Origin of the sequence: Archangium lipolyticum (assembly GCF_024623785.1) — a bacterium.
GTDB lineage: Bacteria > Myxococcota > Myxococcia > Myxococcales > Myxococcaceae > Archangium > Archangium lipolyticum.
Genome location: NZ_JANKBZ010000008.1, coordinates 1 through 22,416, shown reverse-complemented (window position 1 = coordinate 22,416; position 22,416 = coordinate 1). Strand labels below are relative to the sequence as shown.

Genomic DNA, 22,416 nt, shown 5'->3' with positions numbered 1-22,416 from the left:
CGGCAGTGTCACCGTGGCCGGAAGTCCCGGCAATCACATTGTCGCCACGGCGCTCGGCCCACCGTGGAATTCCGCACGCTCCGACTCCGGCACGTGGTCGCCTCGCTCGCGGGATGAGGCGGGTCAGCGCGCGGCGCGGCGGCCGATGTTCTTCTCGCGGATCAGCTCCACCAGCGCCTTCAATCCCGCCGGTACGTACCGGTGCCTGGGGTAATACAGGCGAAGGCCTGGAAACGGGGGGCACCAGTCGTCCAGCACGGTCACCAGGCTGCCATTGGCCAGGTCATCGGCGATGTGCCACTCGGACAGGAACGCCAGGCCGATACCCGCACGGGCGGCCAGGCGTGCGGCCTGCGGATCGTTGAGGCTCAGTCGCGGCGGTAGGTCGATCTCCAGTGCCTCGCCGCGGTGCTCCAGTTCCCAGCGATACAGACCTCCATGCGACAGACGTAGGCGGATGGCCGCGTGGCCGGTCAGCTCGTCCGGCGTCCGCGGCTTGCCGTGTTCCGCGAAATAAGCGGGTGAGCCGACGACAACCATGCGCAGGTCCGCGCCGAGCGGCACGGAGACCATGTCCTTCGGCACCGCTTCGGCCAGGCGGATGCCGGCGTCGAATCCGTCGGCGACGATGTCGATCATCCGCGACTCGCTGACGATGTCCAGATTCATCCGCGGATGGCGCCGCAGGTATTCGAGCAGCAGTGGCTCGAAGATCATCTGCACCGCGTCCCTCGGCGTGTTGATTCGCAGCGTGCCGGACGGGGCCTCGGGCTGGCTGTTGATTTCCTCGTTGGCGCCGCGGATCTCGGCCACCGCCGGAGCGATGCGCTGCACGTAGCGTCGGCCGGCCTCGGTCAACGCCACGCTGCGGGTGGTACGGTGGAACAGGCGCGCATGCAGCCGCGCCTCCAGCCCAGCGACCGCGCTGCTGACCGCCGAGGTGGACATGCCCAGTTGCCTGGCGGCGGCGCGGAAGCTGCCGTGACGGGCAACGGCCAGCACGGTTTCCAGTTCGATCAGTCCTGTGCGGTGCATGGGATTGTCCTGATTTTCGGGATGGCCCTTGCAGGATACACCCGCTTGTCGGGATGGTCCGCCACACCCAGACTGGATTTCGACGGGCAAGCAGCCCGACCTTCACCGGAGTCCTTTCATGGAACGCATCGACCAGATCTACATCGACGGCGCCTTCGTCACCCCGCATGGCGACGAGTGGTTCAACCTGTTCAACCCCGCCACCGAAGAGGTGATCGGCCAGGTGCGACTGGCCGATGCCGAGGACGCACGTCGTGCCATCGCCGCGGCCAGACGTGCCTTCCCGGCGTTCTCGCGCACGACCCGGGCCGAGCGCATCGCGATGCTCGAGCGCATGCGGGCGGCGGTGGCCGCGTGCGAGGACGAGCTGTTCGAGGCCCTCGTCAGCGAGTACGGCGCGCCGGTGTCGCGCGCTCGCTGGATGGCCAGCTATTCCCACCAGGTGATTGGCGAGATGATCGAGGTCCTGGAGCGGTACGATTTCGAGCGCCAGGCTGGTGCCGCACGGGTGGTGATGCAGCCGCTGGGCGTGGCCGGCATGATCACTCCCTGGAACAACGACGCCGGCTTCATCTGCGGCAAACTGGCCACCGCGCTGGCCGCTGGCTGCACCGCGGTGATCAAGCCCAGTGAGATGAGCGCGATCCAGACGCGCATCGTCACCCGGGCGCTGCACGAGGCTGGCCTGCCGCCCGGTGTGTTCAACATCGTCACCGGACGCGGTGAGGTGGTAGGCGCGGAGATCAGCGCCTCGCCGGACGTGGCCAAGATCTCTTTCACCGGCTCGACCGTGGTGGGCAAGACCATCCTTCGCGCCAGCGCGGAAACCCTGAAGCGGGTGACGCTGGAGTTGGGCGGCAAGTCACCCATGGTGGTGTTGGACGATGCCGACTTCGCCACCGCGGTGTCACTGGCGGTGCAGGCCGGGTTCATGAACAACGGTCAGGCCTGCATCGCCGGCACCCGCATCCTGGTACCGGCATCCCGGCGGGCCGAGCTCGAATCGTTGATCGCCCGCGAAGTGCGCGCGACGAAGTCCGGCGACCCGCGCGACGCCGACACCGCCATTGGCCCGATGGTGAGCGCGAAACAGTGGGAGCGCGTGCAACGCTACATCCGCCTCGGCATCAACGAAGGCGCGCGCCTGCTGGTCGGCGGCGAAGGCCGGCCCGAGGGCATGAAACGTGGCTGGTGCGTGAAGCCCACCGTGTTCACCGATGTGCGCAACGACATGACCATCGCGCGCGAGGAGATCTTCGGACCGGTGTTGTCGCTCATCACCTACCGCGACGAGGACGAGGCGGTCGCCATCGCCAACGACACGCTCTACGGCCTGCACGGCTACGTGGTCTCTGGTGACCCTCAGCGCGGCGCGCGGGTGGCCGCGCGGATCGAGGCCGGCCGCGTCCTGGTCAATACCCTCACCCACGAGCCCAAGGCCCCGTTCGGCGGCTTCAAGCAGTCCGGCATCGGCCGCGAGAACGGCCCCTATGGACTGGAGGCCTACCTGGAACCGAAGGCCGTGGTGGTGGCGGCGTAGTGAATCAGGGAGGAGACCGACGCGAGCTGCGCTCCGTAGGGCGCCCCCGGTCAGGGAAGGCGATTCACTGCCGGTTTCGCGCCGCGGCTTCATGGAGCCGCTGCATCGGCTCGTCGCGTTCTCGGTAGCGGCGAGCCAGGAACTCCCTCCAGGCCTGCTCGAGCGCGTCGCCGGAGACCCCCGTCGAGGAGAAGGCCTCCTTCGCGTCCAGCTCGCCTCGCGCGAGCGCCCGCACGAGCGCGGCGACACCGTCGTCCCCTTGCCGTTCCCATAGGAACTCGAGCATGGCGAGGCTCTGGTAGTAAGCCGCCAACGCAAACTTCTCGTCGGCGGTGTGGGGAAAGGCACCCGTCATCGCCTCGAAGGGCAAGTGCTGGTCCCGGAGCCATGCCACGAGCCCGAGAGAAGGATCGACCCACCAGTTCTCTCCGGCGAGTTTCATCGCCAGCCCCTCGTGCAACCACATGGGCACCTTGACCCCGAGCCCGATGAGGACGTGGTGGACGTACTCGTGGACGACAGTCTGCTTGAGGGTCTCGATGCCGTGCCGGGGGTCGCCGCTCAAGTGGATCGCGCCGTCGTAGTACCCGATGGCCGCGCGATTGACGCACGAGACATCCAGCATCTGCTGCACGTCCCTGTAGACGTAGACCTCTGGAGGGGAGAGACGGTCGAGCTCCCGGCCGAAGACTCGGCGTATCGGTGATTGAGAGGGTGATTGCACCGTGCCGAGAACAGACAGCACCTCCCTCAACACGACCGGGTCGACATGCGGGTCATGGCGCACCGTCGTGCCGGCTGCGTCGAGCGCGATGAAGGTCCCGAGCAGCGCATGCCGTTGTGCAACGCGCCGGGCGTCTCCAAGGCCGCACAGCCCGCTCTCGCCCCACCGCACCTGGAAGCGACGGCCGGCGCGGTCGGTGATCTCAGCGGCGGCCGGCTCGGGCACGTTGGGCACGACCTCGCGTGACGGAGCTCCGTTTCGTGCCGGCCCGGGGCTCGCTCCGAACGTCGGCTCGCGCTGCGTCGACGCGACCTCGGCAGCGGGCCTTCGTGCTTCTTCGAGGCGTGCTCCGCCGTCCAGCGACTCCGCCAACTCCGTCGACTCCGCCAACTCCGTCGACTCCGGCCAAAGGAGCCAGGTCAAGCAAACGGCGAGCACGCCGATCGTCACGGCAGTTACAAGTTTGATCCGCGATCGCCTCGCTTCGACGGACGACGCGGGTACGCGCACTCGAGGTGGAATCGTCATGGGCTTCCCCCACGAAGACGTATCCCAAGGCGCGCCCTCGTCCAACGGTCGAATCGACGGCTCCATTGAACCGTTCCATCAACGGCAGTGGAACTCTGCAGGTACTGTGAAGTGGAAGTCCACTACCGCTTCGACCTGGCTCCGCGGGTGGCCGCGCGTTTTGCCTTCGGCGCTGTCCTGGCGCCCGTCGTCGTCTTCCCTGTTGCCTTGGCCGGCCTCTCCTTTGCCGTGGCCGTCTTCCCGGTTCGTGCCCCGCCGGCCGTGGCTGGTCTGGCCTTACCCGTTCCCTTGGCGGCATTGAACGCGACGGCGGCGAGGAGAAGCTTCTTCAGCCCGCTCGCGTTCACCTTGTCGCCCTGGAAGATCTTGATGGCGCGCCACTTGTTGCCGCCGAGCTCGGCATTGAAGACGCCGTCCACGTCCTCCAGCTTCGCTCCGTTGATGAAGGTCACCTTCACCATGTCCTTGAAGGCATTGCAGATGCAGAGGATGCCGTTGTGGCTCCACGTGGGCGTGCCCATCCACTTCCATTCCTCCGTCACGTCGGGGACGGTCTCGCGGATGATGCGACGGATTTCCGCCATCGTCTGTCCCCGCCAGTCGGGGTGAGCGGCGATTTCCTTGTCGATGAGCTCAGAAGGGTTCATGTCGTCTCTTTCGTTGGTCCCGCCCGCCTCACCGCGTGGTCAGGCGCTCGCTGGCGTGGCCTGCAAGCGGCGCCAGAAGAAGTATGAGAGCCCCCAGAGCACGCCGGTGGCCGCCGCGAAGCCCCACGCCTCCGGGCCATCGCCCACCGAGAGGTGGGCGATGAGCGCAGAGCCGAGGTTGATGGCGAAGCCGGCGTAAGCCCACTCCTTGAGCCGCGCCGGCACCGGTGCAAGCAGCAGCACCACGCCGAGGAGCTTGGCCCACGAGAGCTCCACCCGGAAGTAGGCGGGGAAGCCGAGGTGGGTGAACGCCTCCGCCACCTGTGGCAGGCTCAGTTGCGCGTAGGCGGTGAAGCCCATCTGCAGGCAGAAGAGCGCGGTGACGATCCAGAAGCCGATCACCATTCCTTTGGGGCGGGGCCTGTTCAGGTCCTTCAGCGAGAGGGCCGGGTTCTGCAGGGTCGATTCCATGGGGTTCTTCCTCCCTCCTTCAAGGCTTCGGGGCGTTGGACGGCCAACCGGGGGTCTCAACGCCGAACTGCTTTGCGTACTCGGCGTTCAATCGCTGCCAGCCTCCGAACTTCATGGCGTCGGGGCCGACGATGCGTCCAATGGGCTGATCGGCGAGAAGCCGGTCCAGCACATCGAGGCAGATGTGCCAGCCCGCAGCGCCCATGGAAATGAATCGACGGTCGATGTTGTGCCAAAGCGTGAGCCGCGTGCCGCCACCTCCCAGCGGCTCCAGCTCCCACCGGATGTCCTGTTCCCCCCAGCTGAATTCGAGCACCTTGGGCGCGTCAGCCCGCTTCACGTGGGTCTCGGTTACGAGCGGCTTTGGCGCTCCCACTGTCGAGAGCTTCGCGGTGCCAACGGCACCGAGGTTCCGGTCAGAGTCGAACGGAGCCCATTCGCGGAGATGCTCGGGGGCCGTGAGCGCCTTCCAGACCTTTGCAGGAGGATGAGAGAGGTCGCGGACGAGAACGAGCGTCCACTTCTCTCCATCCCTTCGGACCTCAGCGCCAGAAGCGGCACCCGGCGCGTATTGCTCACGGCTGCTCATTTCTTTTCTTTCCTTTCACAGAGGGCTCCATCTCCATCTTTTCCAGGTGTTGCTCCAGGGCATCAACGTGCTTTGACCAGAAGCGCCGGAAGGGAACGAGCCATGCGTCGAGCTCCATGAGCGGCTCCGGTCTCAGTCGATAGAGGCGCCGCTGCGCTTCGATTCGTGATTCCACGAACCCAGCCTCTCGCAGCACTCGCAGGTGCTTGGAGACGGCCGGCTGCGACAGCCGAAGCTCGCGCTCGATCTCGCCAACGGAGCGCTCAGACGAGAGCAGCAGGCTCAAGATGGCCCGCCGATTGGGCTCCGCGATGATGGCAAACGATGATTCCACGAGAGGCATATAGCCGGGTATTCATATGCCCGTCAAGGCATATTCCGCGAGCCAGGTCTCGTCCGAACCTGCTGGGTGATGGGGCGCACCACGACCGGGGCCCCCTTTCCATCATCCAGTCGGTCCGAGCTGGGACTGAGCCTCCAGCCCCTTCACGTCACCAGCGAACGTGGAGTGAGTCGAAGCCGCGAAAACTGGAGCGCTCTGGCCGGAAGCCTCCGGCGGCAGGTTCGATTCCCGCCGCCTCCACTGGATGTAACCCGCCGCTCTGAGCCGAGATACCCGCGCCCTCGTGCTGTTCGAGCTCAAGCCGGACAATGAGGAGTCGCGCGAGAAAGGGAGAGAAGAGGCGAGGCGCTACCTGGCAGCGCTCAATGAGGTTGTCGAGCCTGACAAGAAGCTCGCGGGGGGCACCGGCTTCGAGGGGTCCCTCTTCCTCGAATTCGAGAAGGGGGGAGGAAGCGACGTACCTGGGGCAGCGTCCAGAAGGTGCCGCCGTCCCCATAGGCCCGGTCCCGTCGGCGCGCGAGTGCCTCGGCGCGCTGAAGCACCGCGGTAAGTGGGGGCCGTGGCGCTTCGTGACCCAGCGTTGCGTCACGGCCGACGGAATTGGACCTCGGTCCGCGATAACGGTGGCATAGTCCCCTTCCCCTTCACCGAGGTCACCATGATTCGCTCCACGAAGAAGGCAGCACAGGTCCTGCTCGCGGTCGCCGCGGGCTTCGTCGTGTCGTTCGGTGCCACCCAGGCCGTTCCGGGCGCGCAGCAGGTGCCGCTCGATATCAGCTGCAACGACTACTGCGTGCCGCAGTGCGTGGAAGCCGGCTTCGCGTATGGCTTCTGCCAGGCCGGCAGGGTGTGCGCCTGCTACAACTGAGGACGTGGCTCTGAGCGCGGGGCTGGCCAGCCAGCCCCGCGGCTCGTGCATCAACCCAGCAGCTTGAACGTCTCGCGAGCAATCACCAGCCGCTGCACCTCGCTGGTGCCCTCGTAGATGGTCTGCACGCGGGCGTCGCGGAAGTACCGCTCGACGGGGAACTCGTCGATGTAGCCGTAGCCGCCGTGCAGCTGCACGGCCTTGTCCGCCAGCTTGTTGCTCATCTCGCTGGCGAACAGCTTCGCCATGGAGGCCTCGCGGGAGAACGGCTGGCCCTGCTCCTTCATGTAGGCCGCGCGCAGCGTCAGCAGCTCCGCCGCCTCCAGCTGCGTCTTCATGTCCGCCATCATGAAGCGCGGGCCCTGGAAGTCGCCGATGGACTGACCGAAGGCCTTACGGTCCTTCGAGTACGCCACCGCCGCGTCCAGGCCCAGGTGCTCTAGAATCGCTCGCACTCCACCCCCTGCCTTCACGTACGCCAGCACCCGACGCCTGCCTCCACACCTCACGCAGACGAACACGTCGAAGTCGAACGTCCTCAAGCCTCGCGCTTGCCTCCTCCTCACCTGCTTGAGGGAGCGCGACACGCATGGAGAGATCGTCCGCTGGTTCGGCACCAACACCAACGTGGATGAGCAGCGCCGCCAGGCCACCGCGCTCAAGGAGGCCGTCGAGGCGCGCGACATCTTTCTCTCGGTCGCGAGCCACGAGCTCAAGACGCCGCTCACGCCCATGGCGATCCGCCTCCAAGGGCTCGCGCGCACTCTCGACAAACAGGCCGACTCACCTTTCGTGCAACAAGTGCGCGCGTACACCGAAAGCGCGAAGCGGCAGATCGACAAGCTCGCCGCGCTGGTCAACGACTTGCTCGACGTGTCGCGGATCTCCTCCGGGCGGTTCCGGATGGAGCTGGAGCCGACAGATCTGGCGGTGCTCGCTCGGGACGTGGTGACGCGCTTCGAGCCGGAGGCGCAGCGCGCGGGGTGTCGAGCAGGTGTTCACCAACCTCGTCGACAACGCGATCAAGTATGGCGCCGGCGCGCCGATCTCGGTGACGCTCGAGCGAATGTTGTTCCCGGTGAACGCGCTTTCAAGATAGTACCGGATTGCCACACCCACCTTCACGCTGCCAACGAGCTGCGTGAGCCTGTTCAACCGGAAGAGGTAGCAATGCAATCACAGGTGCGCAGGAGTGTACGGGCATGGTCTCCCATGCCACTTTTCGCAGCGTTCGCGGTCTGCTCCCTTGTCGTAGGCTGCTCGACATCGTCGGCGCCGTCGACGCCGGAGCTCGAGGTTGTGCGCGCGGGCGCGGTCATTCAAGACGCCAATTTCGCCGACTCCGTCTTCGTCAACGGCCTCCAGGGGCCGACCACCATGACCTTCGCGCCCGACGGGCGCCTGTTCGTCTCGGAGAAGAACGGCTCGCTGCGCATCGTCGAGAACGGCCAGCTTCTGCCGACTCCGTTCGTGGTGCTCACCGTGGACGATGACAACGAGCGCGGGCTGATGGGCATCGCGTTCGATCCCAACTTCCCCCATAACCATTACCTGTATGTTTATTACACGGCAGACGACGGCACCATTCACAATCGCCTGAGCCGCTTCACCGCCAACGGCAATGTGGCGGTGCCCGGGAGCGAGCTGGTGCTCGCCGACTTTCCGACGCTCGACGCCGCCAACCACAACGGCGGCGCGGTTCACTTCGGACTCGACGGCAAGCTCTACGTCTCGGTCGGCGAAAACGCGGTCTCCTCCAACTCGCAGAGCCTGAACACGCCGCTCGGCAAGCTGCTGCGCTTCAACCCGGACGGCACCATCCCCACCGACAATCCGTTCTACGCGACCGCCACGGGGCTCGCCAAGGCGACCTGGGCGCTGGGTCTGCGCAATCCCTTCACCTTCGCCGTTCAGCCCGGCACGGGGACCCTGTTCATCAACGACGTGGGCGAAGGCGGCTGGGAGGAGATCAACCGCGGCCAGGCCGGTGCCAACTACGGCTGGCCGTTCACGGAAGGTTATTTCACGAATCGCCCGGAGTTCACGCAGCCGTTCTTCGCGTACCCGCATGGCACCGGTACGGCCGCCGGTAACTGCATTGCAGGCGGTGCCTTCTACAACCCACCGACCTCGGCGTTTCCCGGCGCATACTACGGCCAGTACTTCTTCGCGGATTACACCAACAACTGGATCAGGCGCATCGACCCCAACTCCGGCGCGAATTCGCTGTTCGCGACGGACATCGCGGGGCCTGTGGATCTCGACGTGGGGCCCGACGGCGCGCTCTACTATCTGGCGCGCGGTTCGGGCCAGGTGGGTCGCATCGCCTACACGGCGTCGCTGCCGCCGAGCATCGCTCAGCAGCCAGCGAACGCGCTGGTGTCGGTCGGCTATCCGGCGACCTTCACGGTCTCGGCGAGCGGAGAGCCGCCGCTCACCTATCAATGGCAGCGGGGCGGCGTGAACATCGCCGGTGCGACGTCGCCGAGCTACGTGCTGAACTCCGCGCAGCTCGCCGACAGTGGCGCGCGCTTCCGCGTGGTCGTGACCAACGGGCTTGGCTCGACCACCAGCGCCGAGGCGGTGCTGACGGTGACGTCCAACAAGCCGCCGGTGGCCACGATCGTGACACCGGGCGCGAGCGCGACCTACACCGCGGCCACCAACCTGACGTTCTCCGGCTCGGCCAGCGACCAGGAGGATGGCTCGCTGCCGCCGAGCGCGATGACCTGGAGCATCGTCTTCCACCACGATACCCACACGCACCCAGCCATGCCCGATACCACTGGCATCGCGAGCGGGAGCTGGCTGATCCCGAACGTCGGCGAGAGCTCGTCCAACGTCTGGTATCGCGTGTGGCTCACGGTGCGCGACTCGATCGGCCTCACCCACACGACGTATCGCGACGTCTATCCGGTCACGGTGCCGATCACGGTGCACACCGTGCCGTTCGGGCTGCAGGTGCTGATGGACGGGCAGCCGTTCACGGCGCCGCATAACACGGTCGGCGTGGTCGGCGTCATCCGCTCGGTGGGCGTCGACTCACCGCAGTACGCGAACGGAAAATTCTGGGCGTTCTCGTCGTGGTCGGACGGCGGCGCGCAATCGCATACCTTCACCACGCCTGGCAGCTCGGCCACATTTACGGCCACCTTCGTCGAGACCTCGGGCGGGAGCTGCTACCAGATTCAAAGCGAGCGCACGGACAAGTGGCTCACCGTCAACACCGCGGGCAAGGTCGTCGCCGGCAGCACGACGCAAGCCGGGGGGCAGATCTTCCAGCTCGTTCCGACCGGCACCCGGTACAAGCTCAAGGGCTCGGGCAGCGCGTTCCTGGCGGTGGTGTCAAACCAGCTCACGATGAGCGCAAACTTCTCCAGCGCGGAGTCGTTCACGCAGCTTCCCTGCGGCTATGGCGGGCGCACGCGTGTCGGCTTCCAGGCCTCGTCGGGAAGCGCGCCCCACTGGAAGGAAGCCACGCCGGGCGAGCCGATCCAGAGCGGTGACGGCGGCAATGGCGGCGCCTGCAACGCGGCCGATGGCGGCGCTTGGGAGGGCTTCTACCTCGAACCGGTGGCCTGCCCGGGGAGCAGCACCGGCCCGGTGTGCGGCAACGGCACCGTCGAGGGCAGCGAGCAGTGCGACGACGGCAACACCAGCTCGGGCGATGGCTGCAATGCGACGTGCACCATCGAGGCCGGCAGCAGCGCGGGCTGCTTCCGCATCCAGAGCGAGCGCACCGACAATTGGCTCACCGTCGACGGCACGGGCAAGGTGGCCGCCCTCAGCACGACGCAGACCGGTGGCGAGGTCTTCGAGCTCGTCACGAGCGGCACGCAATACAAGCTCCGAGGCGCGAGCGGCGCGTACCTGGCGGTGGTCGCGAACCAGCTCACCGTGAACGCCACGCTTGGCACGGCGGAGCCGTTCACGCGCCACGCCTGCGGCGTCTACGGCGGCCGCAATCGCTATGGCTTCGAATCGTCGACGGGCACCGCGCGCAACTGGAAGGAGGTCACCCCCGGCGCTCCCATCCAGAGCGGAAGTGGCGGCAACGGGGGCGTCTGCAATGCCACCGACGGTGGATCGTGGGAAGCCTTCTACCTCGAGCCCGCGACCTGCCCCGGAGCGAAGAGGTAGGTCCCCCACCCCGTAGACCCAGGGAAGTGGAGCGCCCAGACGGGCCGGAAGCCCCAGCGGCTTCCGGCCCGGTGAGACTCCACACAGGGACTCCTGGCTTACCAGCCGTTGTTCCACCAGGAGTGTCGGAGCGAGCTGTCCGGGCCGCGATAGAAGATGTCCATGCGCCCCGGCCCCCAGCTCTCCGCCGACGGGGAGGACGTCATCTCGCCGCCCAGCCACTCCCAGTTGGACCAGCCATAGGTGTACCACTTGTGCCACAGGGCATTGTCGGTGCCACGAGCGTACACGTCCAGGTGACCCGCGCTCAGGGACAGCGCCCCCGGGGCAATCATCGGCTCGCCCGCATTCCCGAGCGTATAGGCGGGAGAGAGGCCATGTAGAGGGAGAGGGCAGGAGAGCAGGAGCCGAGGAGGGCCGCTGACGGGGCCGCCCGAGCAGTACGCCAGGCGGGTGGAGAAGCCGCGCAGCCCCTTGGGATACACGTCGGCCCAGGCCGCCTTCCCATGAGGAGCGCGGCAGGGGACTGGCTCTCTTGGCTGGGGCGGCTCGAGCCTCAACACCACGGGGTTTGTGGGGGCCCTCGCGCCGGGGCCAGCCCCGCACCTATCGACTGCTCTTCAGCGCTCGACTGGGGCTGGTACAAGCAGAGCTGGGTCCGGTGGAAGCACAAGGAGATTGGCAATCCCTACACGGAGCCCTCCTCCTCGGACCAGCCGCGCGTGATAGCGGAGACCCTGGACGCTCAGTTGACCTGGCTCGACGGCTTCCTATGAACGACCGGTGGGCTCCCACGGAGCTCCGCCCAGCCCGCTCTGGGAGTGTGCCGCCCCTGGCTGCGGAGCTGCCCGCTCAATCCTGCCGCGGGCAGGCGGCTGCCGAGGGCGTCGTCCAAGCCCTGCCGAGCGCGGCGACGGCGAGCCGGTAGGCCGCGTCCTGCTCGACGCGGCGTTCGCCCACCGCAGGCTGCACGAAGCAGTGTGGCATCGCGCCATGATGGGCGAGGGGCTCGGGCCAGACGAAGCGGAAGGCGAGCAACGGGATGCCGATCTCCATTCCCGAATGGGGCAGCGCCAGGTCCCATTTGTAGCCGCTGGTGTTGCCGCCATGCGTACCCCCCACTTCCTCGCCGACGAAGAGTCCGCGGTCGGTCGCGCGCAGCATCGAGGCGAGCTCGGCGCCACCCGAAAAGGTATAGCCGCCGGCCAGCACCACCAGCCTCCCCGTGAAGACCGGCGCGACCGGTTGCCAATGGGTCATGAGCCCCTCGGGTGGGGCATTCAGCCGGAACAGGTCGCCCCCCGGGCCCTGGCGGACAGTGGGGACGGCGCACGGCCCTGCCGTCCGGGAGCCGCAGCCGCAAGTCGAACGCCGGCTCGTTGCCTCGCATCCACCAGCGCGTGACGGCATAGCCGCGGCCAGCACGATCGCGCATCACGCCGGTGCGGATGTCTCCGTCATGGGCGCTCGCCCGCATCATCTCGTCGAGCAGTGCGCGCTGCTCCTCTCCGTTGATGGCGAGCAGGCGAGTGCCAGCGGGGATGTCGGCCGCGGCGCCATGGCCGGCGACCACGAACACGCCGTCGTCCCGCCACAACAGGTCGAGCGGGAAGAGGCGTGCGTCCTCGCGGTAGCGGCAATTCATCGCGTCGCTGCGCGCGACCGACAGATGGCCCTCGCCGATGCCTCCGAGCAGTGGGCGGAGCGCACGAATCAGCTCCTCGTCCGAACGGGCGCGGGCGGCCTCGGCGCGCGCCTGGGCCTTGCGGCGTTCCCAGTCCTGGCGAGTCTGTCGCCAGTAGAGGTCCGGCATCGCGGTCTCTACCGTGGAAATGGCGAGCTCCAGATCCTCGCGAGCCTGGAGCGGCGTGAGGCTGCCGGACGGGCAGGAGGAAACGGCGAGTCGCAAGGCCAGCACGGCGGAGACGAGCATCGCCCTCCTGCTAATGCAGGGCCGTGACGATCGCCAGGGGCATCACTCCCATCTCAGCTCCAGGGTGTGTCTGGCGGCCGTGGCGTGGATCTTCAAGCCGGGCTACCGGCTGAAGACCCAGGCGCCACGGCCCCTGGCTGCGCTCGTCTCAGGGAGTGACGGTGACGAGCGTGCCCGCCCTGGCGTTGTTGTCCTCGAACAGCTCGACCATGCCGTTCTGCGGATCCACCACGGCCCCCACGTAGTACGCCCCCGTGTTGGGCACGTACGCCGGGCCCACCACCGACAGCAGCTGGCACTGGCCCGCGCTCAGCGTCGCCGTGGAGTTGTAGCCCAGGAAGGCATCCGGCGAGGGGCCCATGGGGCCGTTCGGAGTGATGGTGGTGTCCGCCGACAGGTAGACTTCCACCACCGTGCTCCCAGCCTGCGTGCCCTGGTTGCACACCGTCACCGAGGCCGTGAGCGACTGGCCCTGCTTCACGGTGCTCGCGCTCGACACCGCCGAGACGAAGAAGTCCGGCTTGTTGCCAATGCCGATGCGGTTGCCCGCCTTGGCGTTGTTGTCCTCGATGAGCTCCGCCAGCGAGTTCTGCCCATCCACCACCGCGCCCAGGTAGTAGGTGCCGTCCGCGGGCACGTACGCCGAGCCCTGCACCGTCAGCGCCTTGCACTGCCCCGCGGTGAGGTACTGCGGAGCGGCACTGCCCAGGAAGCCATCCGGCGAAGGCCCCGTGGGCCCGTTGGGCGTGATGGTGGTATCCGCCGAGAGGTAGACTTCCACCGACGTGGTGCCCGCCTGAGTGCCCTGGTTGCACACCATCACCGAGGCGGTGAGCTGCTGGCCCGGCAGGGCGCTGGCCGGCCCCGTCACCGCTGACACCACGAAGTCCGGCTTGTTACCGATGCCCAGGCGGGTGCCCGCCTTGGTGTTGTTGTCCTCGATCAGCTCGGCCACGGAGCTCTGAGGATCCGCCACCGCGCCCAGGTAGTAGGCGCCGTCCGCGGGCACGTACGCTGGGCCCTGCACCGCCAGTGTCTGGCATTGGCCGGCATTGAGGTACGGAGAGGGAACGGAGCCCACGAAGGAGTCAGGCGAAGGCCCGGTCGGCCCATTGGGAGTGATGGTGGTGTCCGCCGAGAGGTAGACCTCCACCGGCGCGCTGCCCCCCACGGTACCCTGGTTGCACACCGTCACCGAGGCGGTGAGCTGCTGGCCCGGCAGGGCGCTGGCCGGCCCCGTCACCGCCGAGACGATGAAGTCCGGCTTGCTGCCGATGCCCATGCGGGTGCCTGCCCGGGTGTTGTTGTCCTCGAGCAGCTCGGCCACGTCGCTGTACGGGTCCGCGACGGCGCCCAGGTAGTAGGCGCCCTCGGTGGGCACGGACGGCGAGCCCTGCAGCGTCAGCATCTGACACTGGCTCGGGTTGAGGTACTGCGAATAGACAGAGCCCACGTAGGAGTCCGGCGAAGGCCCCATCGGCCCGTTGGGGGTGATGGTGGTGTCCGCCGAGAGGTACACCTCCACGCCGGTGCTGCCACCCTGAGTGCCCTGGTTGCACACCGTCACCGAGGCGGTGAACTGCTGCCCGGGGCTTCTCGACACGAAGCTGGCCGGCCCCGTCACCGCCGAGACGATGAAGTCCGGCTTGTTGCCAATGCCCATGCGGGTGCCCGCCTTGGTGTTGTTGCTCTCGATCAGCTCGGCCACGGAGTTCTGCGGATCCGCCACCGCCCCCAGATAGAAGCCGCCCTCGGTGGGCACGTACGGCGAGCCCTGCAGCGTCAGCGTCTGACACTGGCTCGGGTTGAGGTACTGCGAATAGACAGAGCCCACGTAGGAGTCCGGCGAAGGCCCCGTGGGCCCGCTGGGCGTGATGGTGGTGTCCGCCGAGAGGTACACCTCCACGCTGGTGCTGCCACCCTGAGTGCCCTGGTTGCACACCGTCACAGAGGCAGTGAACTGCTGCCCGGACGGGGCGCTGGCAGGCCCCGTCACCGCCGAGACGATGAAGTCCGGCTTGTTGCCAATGCCCAGGCGGGTGCCCGCCTTGGTGTTGTTGTCCTCGATCAGCTCGGCCACGGAGCTCTGAGGATCCGCCACCGCGCCCAGGTAGTAGGCGCCGTCCGCGGGCACGTACGCTGGGCCCTGCACCGCCAGCGTCTGGCATTGGCCGGCATTGAGGTACGGAGAGGGAACGGAGCCCACGAAGGAGTCAGGCGAAGGCCCCGTGGGCCCATTGGGAGTGATGGTGGTGTCCGCCGAGAGGTAGACCTCCACCGGCGCGCTGCCCCCCACGGTACCCTGGTTGCACACCGTCACCGAGGCGGTGAGCTGCTGGCCCGGCAGGGCGCTGGCCGGCCCCGTCACCGCCGAGACGATGAAGTCCGGCTTGCTGCCGATGCCCATGCGGGTGCCTGCCCGGGTGTTGTTGTCCTCGAGCAGCTCGGCCACGTCGCTGTACGGGTCCGCGACGGCGCCCAGGTAGTAGGCGCCCTCGGTGGGCACGGACGGCGAGCCCTGCAGCGTCAGCGTCTGACACTGGCTCGGGTTGAGGTACTGCGAATAGACAGAGCCCACGTAGGAGTCCGGCGAAGGCCCCATCGGCCCGTTGGGGGTGATGGTGGTGTCCGCCGAGAGGTACACCTCCACGCCGGTGCTGCCACCCTGAGTGCCCTGGTTGCACACCGTCACCGAGGCGGTGAACTGCTGCCCGGGGCTTCTCGACACGAAGCTGGCCGGCCCCGTCACCGCCGAGATGATGAAGTCCGGCTTGTTGCCGATGCCCATGCGGGTGCCCGCCTTGGCGTTGTTGTTCTCCAGTACCTCCACCACGGAGTTCTGCGGATCCGCCACCGCGCCCAGGTAGTAGCCACCCTCGGTGGGCACGTACGCCGAGCCCTGCACCGCCAGCGTCTGGCACTGGCCGGGGTTGAAGTACTGGGAGGAGACAGAGCCCACGTAGGAATCCGGCGAAGGCCCGGTGGAACCCATGGGAGTGATGGTGGTGTCCGTCGAGAGGTACACCTCCACGCCGGTGCTGCCCCCTTGCGTACCCTGGTTGCACACCGTCACAGAGGCAGTGAGCTGCTGCCCGGGCATGGCGCTGGCGGGCCCCGTCACCGAGGACACCACGAAGTCCGGACCGGATACGACGGCCTGGCTCGTGGTACCGCGCTCAACTGCCGTGCTGCTGTCCACCGAGCCCTCGCACCCCGCCGCCGCCAGCAACGCCACCGCTCCCAGAAGGCTTCCGACCCTGCTGGTCCTTCGATTCATGCGCCACCCCAGGTGAAATCAGTCAGTCCGGCCTACCGCGCAATTCACGCGAAGGGCGAAATAACAACTCGGGCGATGAAGGAACAAGCAAAATTGCCGCAACTTTCCTCTCTCAGAATATGAAAAAGCCACCTCTGCCTACTTGGAACGAGGGAGAGGTGGCTCTTCGCAGCAGGGAGCGGTCCGCTATGGAGCTGGTCTTCCGCTTGTTGGGTCCCTTTCTGTGCGCGCGTCGGCCCATCGTGATCACCAGGATCGGAGCATCGTAATCAGCGAGATCGGCGCATCGTGATCACCGGGATCGGCCATCGTGCTCAGCGGGCCAATGGGCCCGAAGACTACGTTGGAGGTCAGGTGGTTCGCCCTACTGGGCCCGTCGGCTGGTAGCACCAGGCGCGGGAGGGCGGGCAAGCCGAGCGAGCACGCTGGACGGCATTCGTCGACGGCCCTTCGCGAGGAGGGCCGATGGCCACGGAGCGACTGTCCATGCGTCACATAAGAGAAGTGCTACGGCAGAAGTGGGTGCAGAAGAGAAGCCACCGGGAGGTGGCCAGCAGCCTGGGAATCAGCGCGGGGGCGGTGGGGAGCGTGCTGGCACGCGCCACGGCGGCGAAGCTGTGCTGGGAGCAGGTGGAGCAAATGCGGGAGGAGGAGTTGGAGGAGCGGCTGTATGGGGCCGCGCCGAAGCCCGCGGCCCAGCGGCCCCTGCCCGACCCGGTGTACATCCACACGGAGAGAAAGAAGCCCGGCGTCACGCTGGAGCTGTTGCACCTGGAGTACCTGGAGAAGCATCCGGGCGGGTACCGCTACATGCAGTTCTGCGAGTACTACCGGCAGTGGCTGGCCAGACACCGGCTCACCATGAGGCAGGAGCACCGGGCGGGAGAGAAGCTCTTCGTCGACTACTCGGGAAACAAGCCGCACCTGGTGGACGCGACGACGGGTGAGCGCGTGGAGGTGGAGCTGTTCGTGGCGGTGCTGGGGGCCAGCAACTACACGTACGCGGAGGCCACGCGCACGCAGCGAGGGCCGGACTTCATCGCCAGCCACCAGCGCTGTTTCGTGTACCTCGGCGGCGTGCCGGGAGCGCTGGTGCCCGACCAGCTCAAGAGCGGGGTGACGCGAGCGTGCCGCTACGAGCCGGGAGTGCAGCGCACGTACGAGGAATTCGCGCGGCACTGCGGCACGGTGGTGCTGCCAGCGCGCCCGCGCAAGGCGAAGGTGGAGGTGGGGGTGCTGGTGGTGCAGCGCTGGCTGCTGGCGCGGCTGCGCCACCACACCTTCTTCTCGCTGGAGGCGCTCAACGAGCGGATTGGCGAGCTGCTGGAGGACATCAACAACCGGAAGATGAGGCTGTACGACGCGAGCCGGCGCGAGCTCTTCGAGCGGTTGGACAAGCCGGCGCTGCGGCCGCTACCGGCCGAGGCCTTCACCTACGGCGAGTGGAAGCAGGTGAGAGTCAACATCGACTACCACGTGCAGGTGCACCACCACTTCTACTCGGTGCCGTACGCGCTGGTGCACCAGGTGCTGGAGGCGCGGGTGACGGCCACCACGGTGGAGCTGTACCAGCGCGGCGAGCGCGTGGCGAGCCACGTGCGCAGCTCCAGAACGGACTGGACCGGCTCGCCCCGCCAAAGGCCGAAGTGCAGCCGGAGCCCGCCACGCAGACGCACGAGAACGTGCGCGGCAGCGACTACTACCACTGACCCTCACGCTACCCACCAGCCTCGTGCGTGAGGGGCGGGGGGGGGGGCGGGGGGGGCCGCGGGCGGGCCCCCCCCCGTGCGTGTGGGGCGCGCCGTCGCACTGCGTGCGCCGGCGCGCGACGACGAGGCGCTCCAACACCGCGGTACCCGAGCAGGTGCCGCACACCCGAGGACAAGCACATGCTGAACGAACCGACGATGCAGAAGCTGCACTCCCTGAAGCTCTCCGCCCTGGCCTCCGAGTGGGAGCGGCAGCAGAAGGACCCCGAGCTGGCGAAGCTGTCCTTCGACGAGCGGCTGGGGATGCTGGTGGACGCCGAGTGGCTGCACCGGGAGAACGCGCGCACGGCGCGCTGCCTGCGCGAGGCGAAGCTGCGGCTGAGCAGCGCGAGCCTGGAGGACCTCGACTACGCGCCCAAGCGAGAGCTGGACAAGAGCCTGGTGCGCCAGCTGGGCTCGTGCCGCTGGGTGGCCGAACACCAGAACGTGGTGATTACGGGAGCCACGGGCACCGGCAAGACGTACCTGGCGTGCGCGCTGGCGCAGACCGCGTGCCGCAAGGGCTACAAGGCGCTCTACCGCAGGGCGCCCCGGCTCTTCGATGAGCTGACGTTGGCACACGCGGACGGCTCGTACGCGCGAGTGCTGGCGCGTCTGGCCAAGGTAGACGTGCTGGTCATCGACGACTGGGGGCTGGCGCCGCTCGAGGAGCAGGAGCGCAGGGACATGCTGGAGATTCTCGAGGACAGGTACGGCAACCGCAGCACCCTCATGACCAGCCAGCTGCCCACCACGAAGTGGCACGACCATCTGGGCGACCCGACGGTGGCCGACGCTATTTGCGACAGGGTGCTACATAACTCCCATCGGGTCATGCTAAAGGGCCCCTCCCGCAGGAAGGAGGAGTCTGCGGAGAAGTAGGTCCCCGGTCAGCGTCGCTTCGCTCCGAGCACGATGACCGATCCAGGTGATCACGATCGACCGATCTGGGTGATCACGATGGTCCGGTGCACGCAGGTAAAGGTGACGGTGCGCTTCGCGGATGGCGCGGCACCGGCGAGCGCGAGCTTTTGGCTTGTGGGTCATGCGTCAAGAGGGACGCGCCGGGTGGAGGTGTTCCGCAAGCCGCGCCCGCCAGACGTGTGCGAGAAAGAGAGGGACGAGGCGCAGGCCGAAGCGCGCCAGTGCCAGGAGGACAAGGCGCGGCTTCTGGCCGAGCGTCAAGAGCCGGGCGGGCTCATGGGGGCCGCGTGGCTGGAGCGGGCCGGGACCATCACATCGCAGGCGCTCGTCGGGTCGGTGAGGGAGCAGCCGGGAAACGCGCTTGGGTTGGAAGTGACGAAGAGCTTCAGTTACACGCTCAGCGACGAGACCCGCCCGGTGAGCGTGGCTGCGCGACTGGCCCTCAAGAACCCCGGTGCCGAGCCCTGGACGCTCGCAGGGGCGGCGCTGGTAGACAAGGCGGGGGAAGAGGTGGAGCTTGCCCGGTGGCAAGAGGCGCCCATTCCCGCGAATGGGGCCGGTGCCATCGTGGTGGGCATCGAGGGGGAGCGCGCGCAGCTCGGCTGCCCCTGCACTCTCAAGCTGTGGGAGGCAACCGGGCCGCGCACCGTCACCCTTGGGACCGTCACGTTCCCCGAGGGCAAAGCGAAGGGGCCCTGAGCACGGCCAGCGCGAGCTGTGCCGAGCCTCAATGGGTGGAGCGTCCGCCAATCTCTGGGAAACGCTCGTAGGCCCGTTTGAGCGCGTCCAGGTGAGCGGGGTTGTCCAGGTCGAGCGGCGCATCGGTGAGCTGCACAACCCACCCTCCCAACGCCGTGCGCCGTGAGCGCGACAACAGCTCCGCGTCGCGGGCCGGGTCCGGGAAGCCGATGGCTTCTGCGGCAGCGGGCGACCAGTAGTTCAGCCACCCGAGGTAATAGGGAATCTCGGGCGAGCGGATCTGTTCTAGGAGCTTGAGGGCAGGAAGCCCCCGACGTGGGGACGGCGGCCCTTCCAGCGTGGGGGCTGTCTGGTACGCGATGTCCCCCGCAGCGTCGTCTGGCGTCGCACGCCCCCAGAATGCACAAGCACCCTCCGCTATGCCCTCCAGCATCTCCGCCGCTGCCGCGATAACGGCTGCGTCTAGTGGCAGCTTTGCGTGGACATCGAGCAGCGGTTGACCGCCAGGGGCGTGGCGGGCGGATGTTTGTAACCCATAAACCGTCACCGGAAAGCTCTCATCGCCGTTGCACACCAGAGGGAATTCCCCGTCCTTGGTCCCCTCGATGAGCCATGTATCGCGCTGCGGCAACGCGATGAGGCGCCCATCTTCAGAAACCTCCCACTCCATGCGTAAATCGGGGAGCGCTCGTTCCATTCCCTGGACAATAGCGAGCGTGCGACTGTCGTTGCCCACCAGCGCAGGAGCATAGACGATAATGCCGAGTTTCTTTCGTGTAGTCATCGTTTGCATCCTGTGACGACGATTTTAAGGAACTGATCCTCTTGCAGCAGCGCGGCCTTATGCTCCTCGGTGCTCACCCCAACAACGAAGTCGTATCCGCAGTCTCGCGCAGCGTCGCGCTGCTTGCGCAATTGCTTCATTTCCTTCTTGATTTCCTTGTCTTGAATGAAGTCAGGGTATGCATCAAATCGATGGGTCTTGATCTCCCACAGCACACGCACGCCGACTTGCAGTGCATCGAAGCTCACGCCGCCCACGAACACATCCATTCCGGGATAACGGTTGGGCGGAAATTGGTCGGCGCACCTGTTATGCGCGTCATCCTCGCCCGCGTGCGGTTCCGGGATCGGCTCGCACCTGCGACGGCGCTCTCGTTCAGAGATGTCGGTTGGCCCCACGGGAGGGAAGTCCGGCCCTTTGGGCTCCGGCTTGGGCCTTTTTTCCGGCGACGGTTTCTGCGGGGCAGGCGCTGTTTCAGGCGCCGGCCGCGTTTCAGGCGCGGGCCTGACCTCGGGGGGCCCCATATCCAGCGGATACGCATCCAGGGCCTCTTTGATGGCGAAGCCCACCACCACCACGCCCGCCACAACTATCGCTCCCACGACGATCTCCGGTGCCGCCAGCACGCAAACCCCGACCCCCAGGGCAGCGGCACCGGCAGAGGCAACCGCGCATCGCCCCGTGGTGTCGTGAAATTCGATCCGGTCATGGTCGAGGGCATGAAAGCACCGCTCCGCCAGCTCGGGCCAGGGCTCAGAAGCTTCGCGGACGGCGCAACGCCCCCCATCCGTCCAGGGCAGCTTCGCCGCGCGCTGGAGGTTGGCGAGCCTCGGGTCGCGGGCCGCTGGCTCTCTTGGGCTTGGGGGGGTCGTCGTACAGGCTGAAAGAAAGAGCAGAAGTACGAAGCACGCTCGGAGACGCATGGCGACGTCCTACGGAAAGGGGGGGGCCGCCAGTCAAGGGTGGACCCGTGGGCGTTGGGATGATGCCGGCACCGTCTGACGGCGAGAATGCTCCGAGCGTACTCTCTCAGGCTGTCAGTTTTTCGATGTAGTTTCTGTCCTCGTCCGAAAAGCTGTCGGTGCAACTTGTCGGTCTCCACGCGACCGAAGGCAACTCCAACCTCTCAAAGTAAACGCCAAGGGCTGCATTGGCCTCGTCAACAATTAGATCCTCGTCAAGACGCAGCGCCTTCGCGACCTCGAAGCCGAAGCACCACGCGCGCACCTCCTCCGCGACTATGTCCTTCCTCTCGTCGTCGGTAAGTGGGTTCGGTAGTTCTCGTTTTAAATCCGCGTGCGCTGTTGCGCGCACATCGTTAGGCACTGGTAAGTTGTTGAGCTTCAGCGGCCTTACGGCATCGTGATCGAAAATCTTTGATTCCAGGGTGGACTCCCACGAATTCAGTTTTTCTCAATGCCCGCTCATACGACGACGCTGTCAGGCGGCCTGTTGCGTACGACCAGAAGTGCCCGAGTTCATGGCAAAGCGTCATGAGTGTCTCCGCATCAGAGCGTCCGGATTTGAGCCGGATAATGGTCTCCTTACGAAGGTACTGGACTGGCGGTAGGAAGAGTCCCGCTGGCGCCTGCTGCGAATCGATCACCTTATCGATTCCCTTTCCGGCAAGTCTTATGACCACTGCGCGCCGCCTCAAACTGGAAAGAGCTTCCATGTCGTTCATGCACAGCATGCTACCAGGAGCCAATTCACAGTTGGCCATCACAACGGAGCATCGTTTCAATCAGTGGGATGGAGACCTTGTCGAGGGGAACGAGCTGGAACAGAGAGTGAGGGCTGCTGGCTAGTGCACCTCAGAGTCTCGGGCATGGCATGGCTCACGGGCATCTCCGCCCACGGTCTCACCGCACTGGCTCATTTTGAGCCCCAACTGCTCGTGCTCGCGAAGACGCACACTAGGACGAAGAACTCCACCAGTTTGTGGTGCCCACGAGCGTCTCATGAGCCCCGAGAGGCAGAAGGAGTGCTGCCCGTTCGCGTCCGCGAGTGGCTTCACCCAGTTGAGCCGGATGTGCCCCCAGTGTGCGTGCGCCGTGAAGGTGCACTTGACCAGCGGGTGGAAGTCCCGCCCGAGGAGGAAGTCGACCCCCTCGGTAGCTATCTGGCGGGGACGAGGGGTGACCCTCGGACTCGAAGCCCAGAGAC

At 66.8% G+C, this 22,416-nt stretch carries 19 protein-coding genes and 1 pseudogene; 8 read left to right on the top strand and 12 right to left on the bottom strand.

Annotated features, from left to right (window positions below; translation table 11 throughout):
• Positions 1–123: 123 nt before the first annotated feature.
• Entirely contained in the window at positions 124–1,035 is a 912-nt protein-coding gene (locus NR810_RS18690; protein WP_257454177.1) for a LysR family transcriptional regulator, read from the bottom strand.
• Between the two features lie 118 nt (positions 1,036–1,153).
• Between NR810_RS18690 and NR810_RS18685 the strand changes: the two genes are divergently transcribed.
• Positions 1,154–2,575 carry an aldehyde dehydrogenase family protein gene (locus NR810_RS18685; protein ID WP_257454175.1) on the top strand — a complete coding sequence of 474 codons (1,422 nt, stop codon included), beginning with the start codon at positions 1,154–1,156 and terminating at the stop codon, positions 2,573–2,575.
• 64 nt (positions 2,576–2,639) lie between these two features.
• On the opposite strand, the gene NR810_RS18680 is transcribed toward NR810_RS18685, so the two are convergent.
• The 5 genes from NR810_RS18680 to NR810_RS18660 form a co-directional block, all read right to left on the bottom strand.
• Positions 2,640–3,749, bottom strand: a complete 1,110-nt coding sequence (locus NR810_RS18680; RefSeq protein ID WP_257454173.1) for a peptidase MA family metallohydrolase — start codon at positions 3,747–3,749, stop codon at positions 2,640–2,642.
• Positions 3,750–3,949: 200 nt separating this feature from the next.
• The gene (locus tag NR810_RS18675) at positions 3,950–4,474 is read right to left on the bottom strand and encodes a DUF1801 domain-containing protein (RefSeq protein WP_257454172.1); all 525 of its coding nucleotides are present in this window, start codon (positions 4,472–4,474) and stop codon (positions 3,950–3,952) included.
• Between the two features lie 39 nt (positions 4,475–4,513).
• A complete protein-coding gene (locus tag NR810_RS18670; RefSeq protein ID WP_257454169.1) occupies positions 4,514–4,945 on the bottom strand; it encodes a DoxX family protein in 432 nt (143 codons plus the stop codon).
• 19 nt (positions 4,946–4,964) lie between these two features.
• Positions 4,965–5,534, bottom strand: a complete 570-nt coding sequence (locus tag NR810_RS18665) for an SRPBCC family protein (protein ID WP_257454167.1) — start codon at positions 5,532–5,534, stop codon at positions 4,965–4,967.
• Positions 5,521–5,877, bottom strand: a complete 357-nt coding sequence (locus NR810_RS18660; RefSeq protein WP_257454166.1) for an ArsR/SmtB family transcription factor — start codon at positions 5,875–5,877, stop codon at positions 5,521–5,523. Before NR810_RS18660 ends, NR810_RS18665 begins: the two co-directional genes overlap by 14 nt.
• Positions 5,878–6,535: 658 nt before the next feature.
• Here NR810_RS18660 and NR810_RS18655 point away from each other — a divergent pair.
• The gene (locus NR810_RS18655) at positions 6,536–6,745 is read left to right on the top strand and encodes a hypothetical protein (protein WP_204226344.1); all 210 of its coding nucleotides are present in this window, start codon (positions 6,536–6,538) and stop codon (positions 6,743–6,745) included.
• A 50-nt stretch (positions 6,746–6,795) separates the two neighbouring features.
• Here NR810_RS18655 and NR810_RS18650 read toward each other — a convergent pair.
• Positions 6,796–7,206: pseudogene (locus NR810_RS18650) on the bottom strand (acyl-CoA dehydrogenase family protein); the annotation flags it as partial.
• Between the two features lie 109 nt (positions 7,207–7,315).
• Between NR810_RS18650 and NR810_RS18645 the strand changes: the two are divergent.
• Complete coding sequence (locus tag NR810_RS18645) at positions 7,316–10,885, top strand: PQQ-dependent sugar dehydrogenase (RefSeq protein ID WP_257454162.1); 3,570 nt, start codon at positions 7,316–7,318, stop codon at positions 10,883–10,885.
• A 98-nt stretch (positions 10,886–10,983) separates the two neighbouring features.
• Here the strand turns inward: NR810_RS18645 and NR810_RS52600 are convergent, their stop codons facing one another.
• Together NR810_RS52600 and NR810_RS18635 are read right to left on the bottom strand one after the other, a co-directional pair.
• On the bottom strand, positions 10,984–11,370 hold the full coding sequence (locus NR810_RS52600; RefSeq protein ID WP_257454160.1) for a hypothetical protein: 387 nt from the start codon (positions 11,368–11,370) through the stop codon (positions 10,984–10,986).
• Positions 11,371–11,737: 367 nt separating this feature from the next.
• Positions 11,738–12,145 carry a S41 family peptidase gene (locus tag NR810_RS18635; RefSeq protein WP_257454159.1) on the bottom strand — a complete coding sequence of 136 codons (408 nt, stop codon included), beginning with the start codon at positions 12,143–12,145 and terminating at the stop codon, positions 11,738–11,740.
• Positions 12,146–12,344: 199 nt separating this feature from the next.
• Between NR810_RS18635 and NR810_RS18630 the strand changes: the two genes are divergently transcribed.
• Positions 12,345–12,845, top strand: a complete 501-nt coding sequence (locus NR810_RS18630) for a hypothetical protein (RefSeq protein ID WP_257454157.1) — start codon at positions 12,345–12,347, stop codon at positions 12,843–12,845.
• Between the two features lie 121 nt (positions 12,846–12,966).
• Here NR810_RS18630 and NR810_RS18625 read toward each other — a convergent pair whose 3' ends face one another.
• A complete protein-coding gene (locus NR810_RS18625) occupies positions 12,967–16,095 on the bottom strand; it encodes a CARDB domain-containing protein (RefSeq protein WP_257454155.1) in 3,129 nt (1,042 codons plus the stop codon).
• A gap of 465 nt (positions 16,096–16,560) precedes the next feature.
• Between NR810_RS18625 and istA the strand changes: the two genes are divergently transcribed.
• From istA to NR810_RS18610, 3 genes are all read left to right on the top strand, one after another.
• Complete coding sequence (gene istA / locus NR810_RS18620; RefSeq protein ID WP_257454153.1) at positions 16,561–17,835, top strand: IS21 family transposase; 1,275 nt, start codon at positions 16,561–16,563, stop codon at positions 17,833–17,835.
• A 149-nt stretch (positions 17,836–17,984) separates the two neighbouring features.
• On the top strand, positions 17,985–18,725 hold the full coding sequence (gene istB / locus NR810_RS18615; RefSeq protein WP_257454152.1) for an IS21-like element helper ATPase IstB: 741 nt from the start codon (positions 17,985–17,987) through the stop codon (positions 18,723–18,725).
• Between the two features lie 33 nt (positions 18,726–18,758).
• Positions 18,759–19,466 carry a DUF2381 family protein gene (locus NR810_RS18610; protein WP_257454151.1) on the top strand — a complete coding sequence of 236 codons (708 nt, stop codon included), beginning with the start codon at positions 18,759–18,761 and terminating at the stop codon, positions 19,464–19,466.
• Positions 19,467–19,494: 28 nt separating this feature from the next.
• On the opposite strand, the gene NR810_RS18605 is transcribed toward NR810_RS18610, so the two are convergent.
• Together NR810_RS18605 and NR810_RS18600 are read right to left on the bottom strand one after the other, a co-directional pair.
• The gene (locus tag NR810_RS18605) at positions 19,495–20,250 is read right to left on the bottom strand and encodes a DUF5953 family protein (RefSeq protein ID WP_257454150.1); all 756 of its coding nucleotides are present in this window, start codon (positions 20,248–20,250) and stop codon (positions 19,495–19,497) included.
• Positions 20,247–21,173: a DUF6310 domain-containing protein gene (locus NR810_RS18600; protein ID WP_257454149.1), complete on the bottom strand. Its 927-nt coding sequence runs from the start codon at positions 21,171–21,173 to the stop codon at positions 20,247–20,249. Before NR810_RS18600 ends, NR810_RS18605 begins: the two co-directional genes overlap by 4 nt.
• 1,038 nt (positions 21,174–22,211) lie before the next feature.
• On the opposite strand from NR810_RS18600, the gene NR810_RS18595 reads away from it, so the two are divergent.
• Positions 22,212–22,416: hypothetical protein (locus NR810_RS18595; RefSeq protein ID WP_257454148.1), on the top strand; the 205-nt coding region annotated here is incomplete at its 3' end.

Bases quoted from the DNA above. Each gene is read 5' to 3' on its own strand.
- NR810_RS18610 (WP_257454151.1), top strand. From the start codon at position 18,759: ATGACCGATCCAGGTGATCACGATCGACCGATCTGGGTGATCACGATG.
- NR810_RS18675 (WP_257454172.1), bottom strand. From the start codon at position 4,474: ATGAACCCTTCTGAGCTCATCGACAAGGAAATCGCCGCTCACCCCGAC.
- NR810_RS18605 (WP_257454150.1), bottom strand. From the start codon at position 20,250: ATGACTACACGAAAGAAACTCGGCATTATCGTCTATGCTCCTGCGCTG.
- NR810_RS18655 (WP_204226344.1), top strand. From the start codon at position 6,536: ATGATTCGCTCCACGAAGAAGGCAGCACAGGTCCTGCTCGCGGTCGCC.
- NR810_RS18660 (WP_257454166.1), bottom strand. From the start codon at position 5,877: ATGCCTCTCGTGGAATCATCGTTTGCCATCATCGCGGAGCCCAATCGG.
- istA (WP_257454153.1), top strand. From the start codon at position 16,561: ATGGCCACGGAGCGACTGTCCATGCGTCACATAAGAGAAGTGCTACGG.
- NR810_RS18670 (WP_257454169.1), bottom strand. From the start codon at position 4,945: ATGGAATCGACCCTGCAGAACCCGGCCCTCTCGCTGAAGGACCTGAAC.
- NR810_RS18630 (WP_257454157.1), top strand. From the start codon at position 12,345: ATGGGCGCTCGCCCGCATCATCTCGTCGAGCAGTGCGCGCTGCTCCTC.
- NR810_RS18625 (WP_257454155.1), bottom strand. From the start codon at position 16,095: ATGAATCGAAGGACCAGCAGGGTCGGAAGCCTTCTGGGAGCGGTGGCG.
- NR810_RS18600 (WP_257454149.1), bottom strand. From the start codon at position 21,173: ATGCGTCTCCGAGCGTGCTTCGTACTTCTGCTCTTTCTTTCAGCCTGT.
- istB (WP_257454152.1), top strand. From the start codon at position 17,985: ATGCTGAACGAACCGACGATGCAGAAGCTGCACTCCCTGAAGCTCTCC.
- NR810_RS18690 (WP_257454177.1), bottom strand. From the start codon at position 1,035: ATGCACCGCACAGGACTGATCGAACTGGAAACCGTGCTGGCCGTTGCC.
- NR810_RS18685 (WP_257454175.1), top strand. From the start codon at position 1,154: ATGGAACGCATCGACCAGATCTACATCGACGGCGCCTTCGTCACCCCG.
- NR810_RS18665 (WP_257454167.1), bottom strand. From the start codon at position 5,534: ATGAGCAGCCGTGAGCAATACGCGCCGGGTGCCGCTTCTGGCGCTGAG.
- NR810_RS18635 (WP_257454159.1), bottom strand. From the start codon at position 12,145: ATGACCCATTGGCAACCGGTCGCGCCGGTCTTCACGGGGAGGCTGGTG.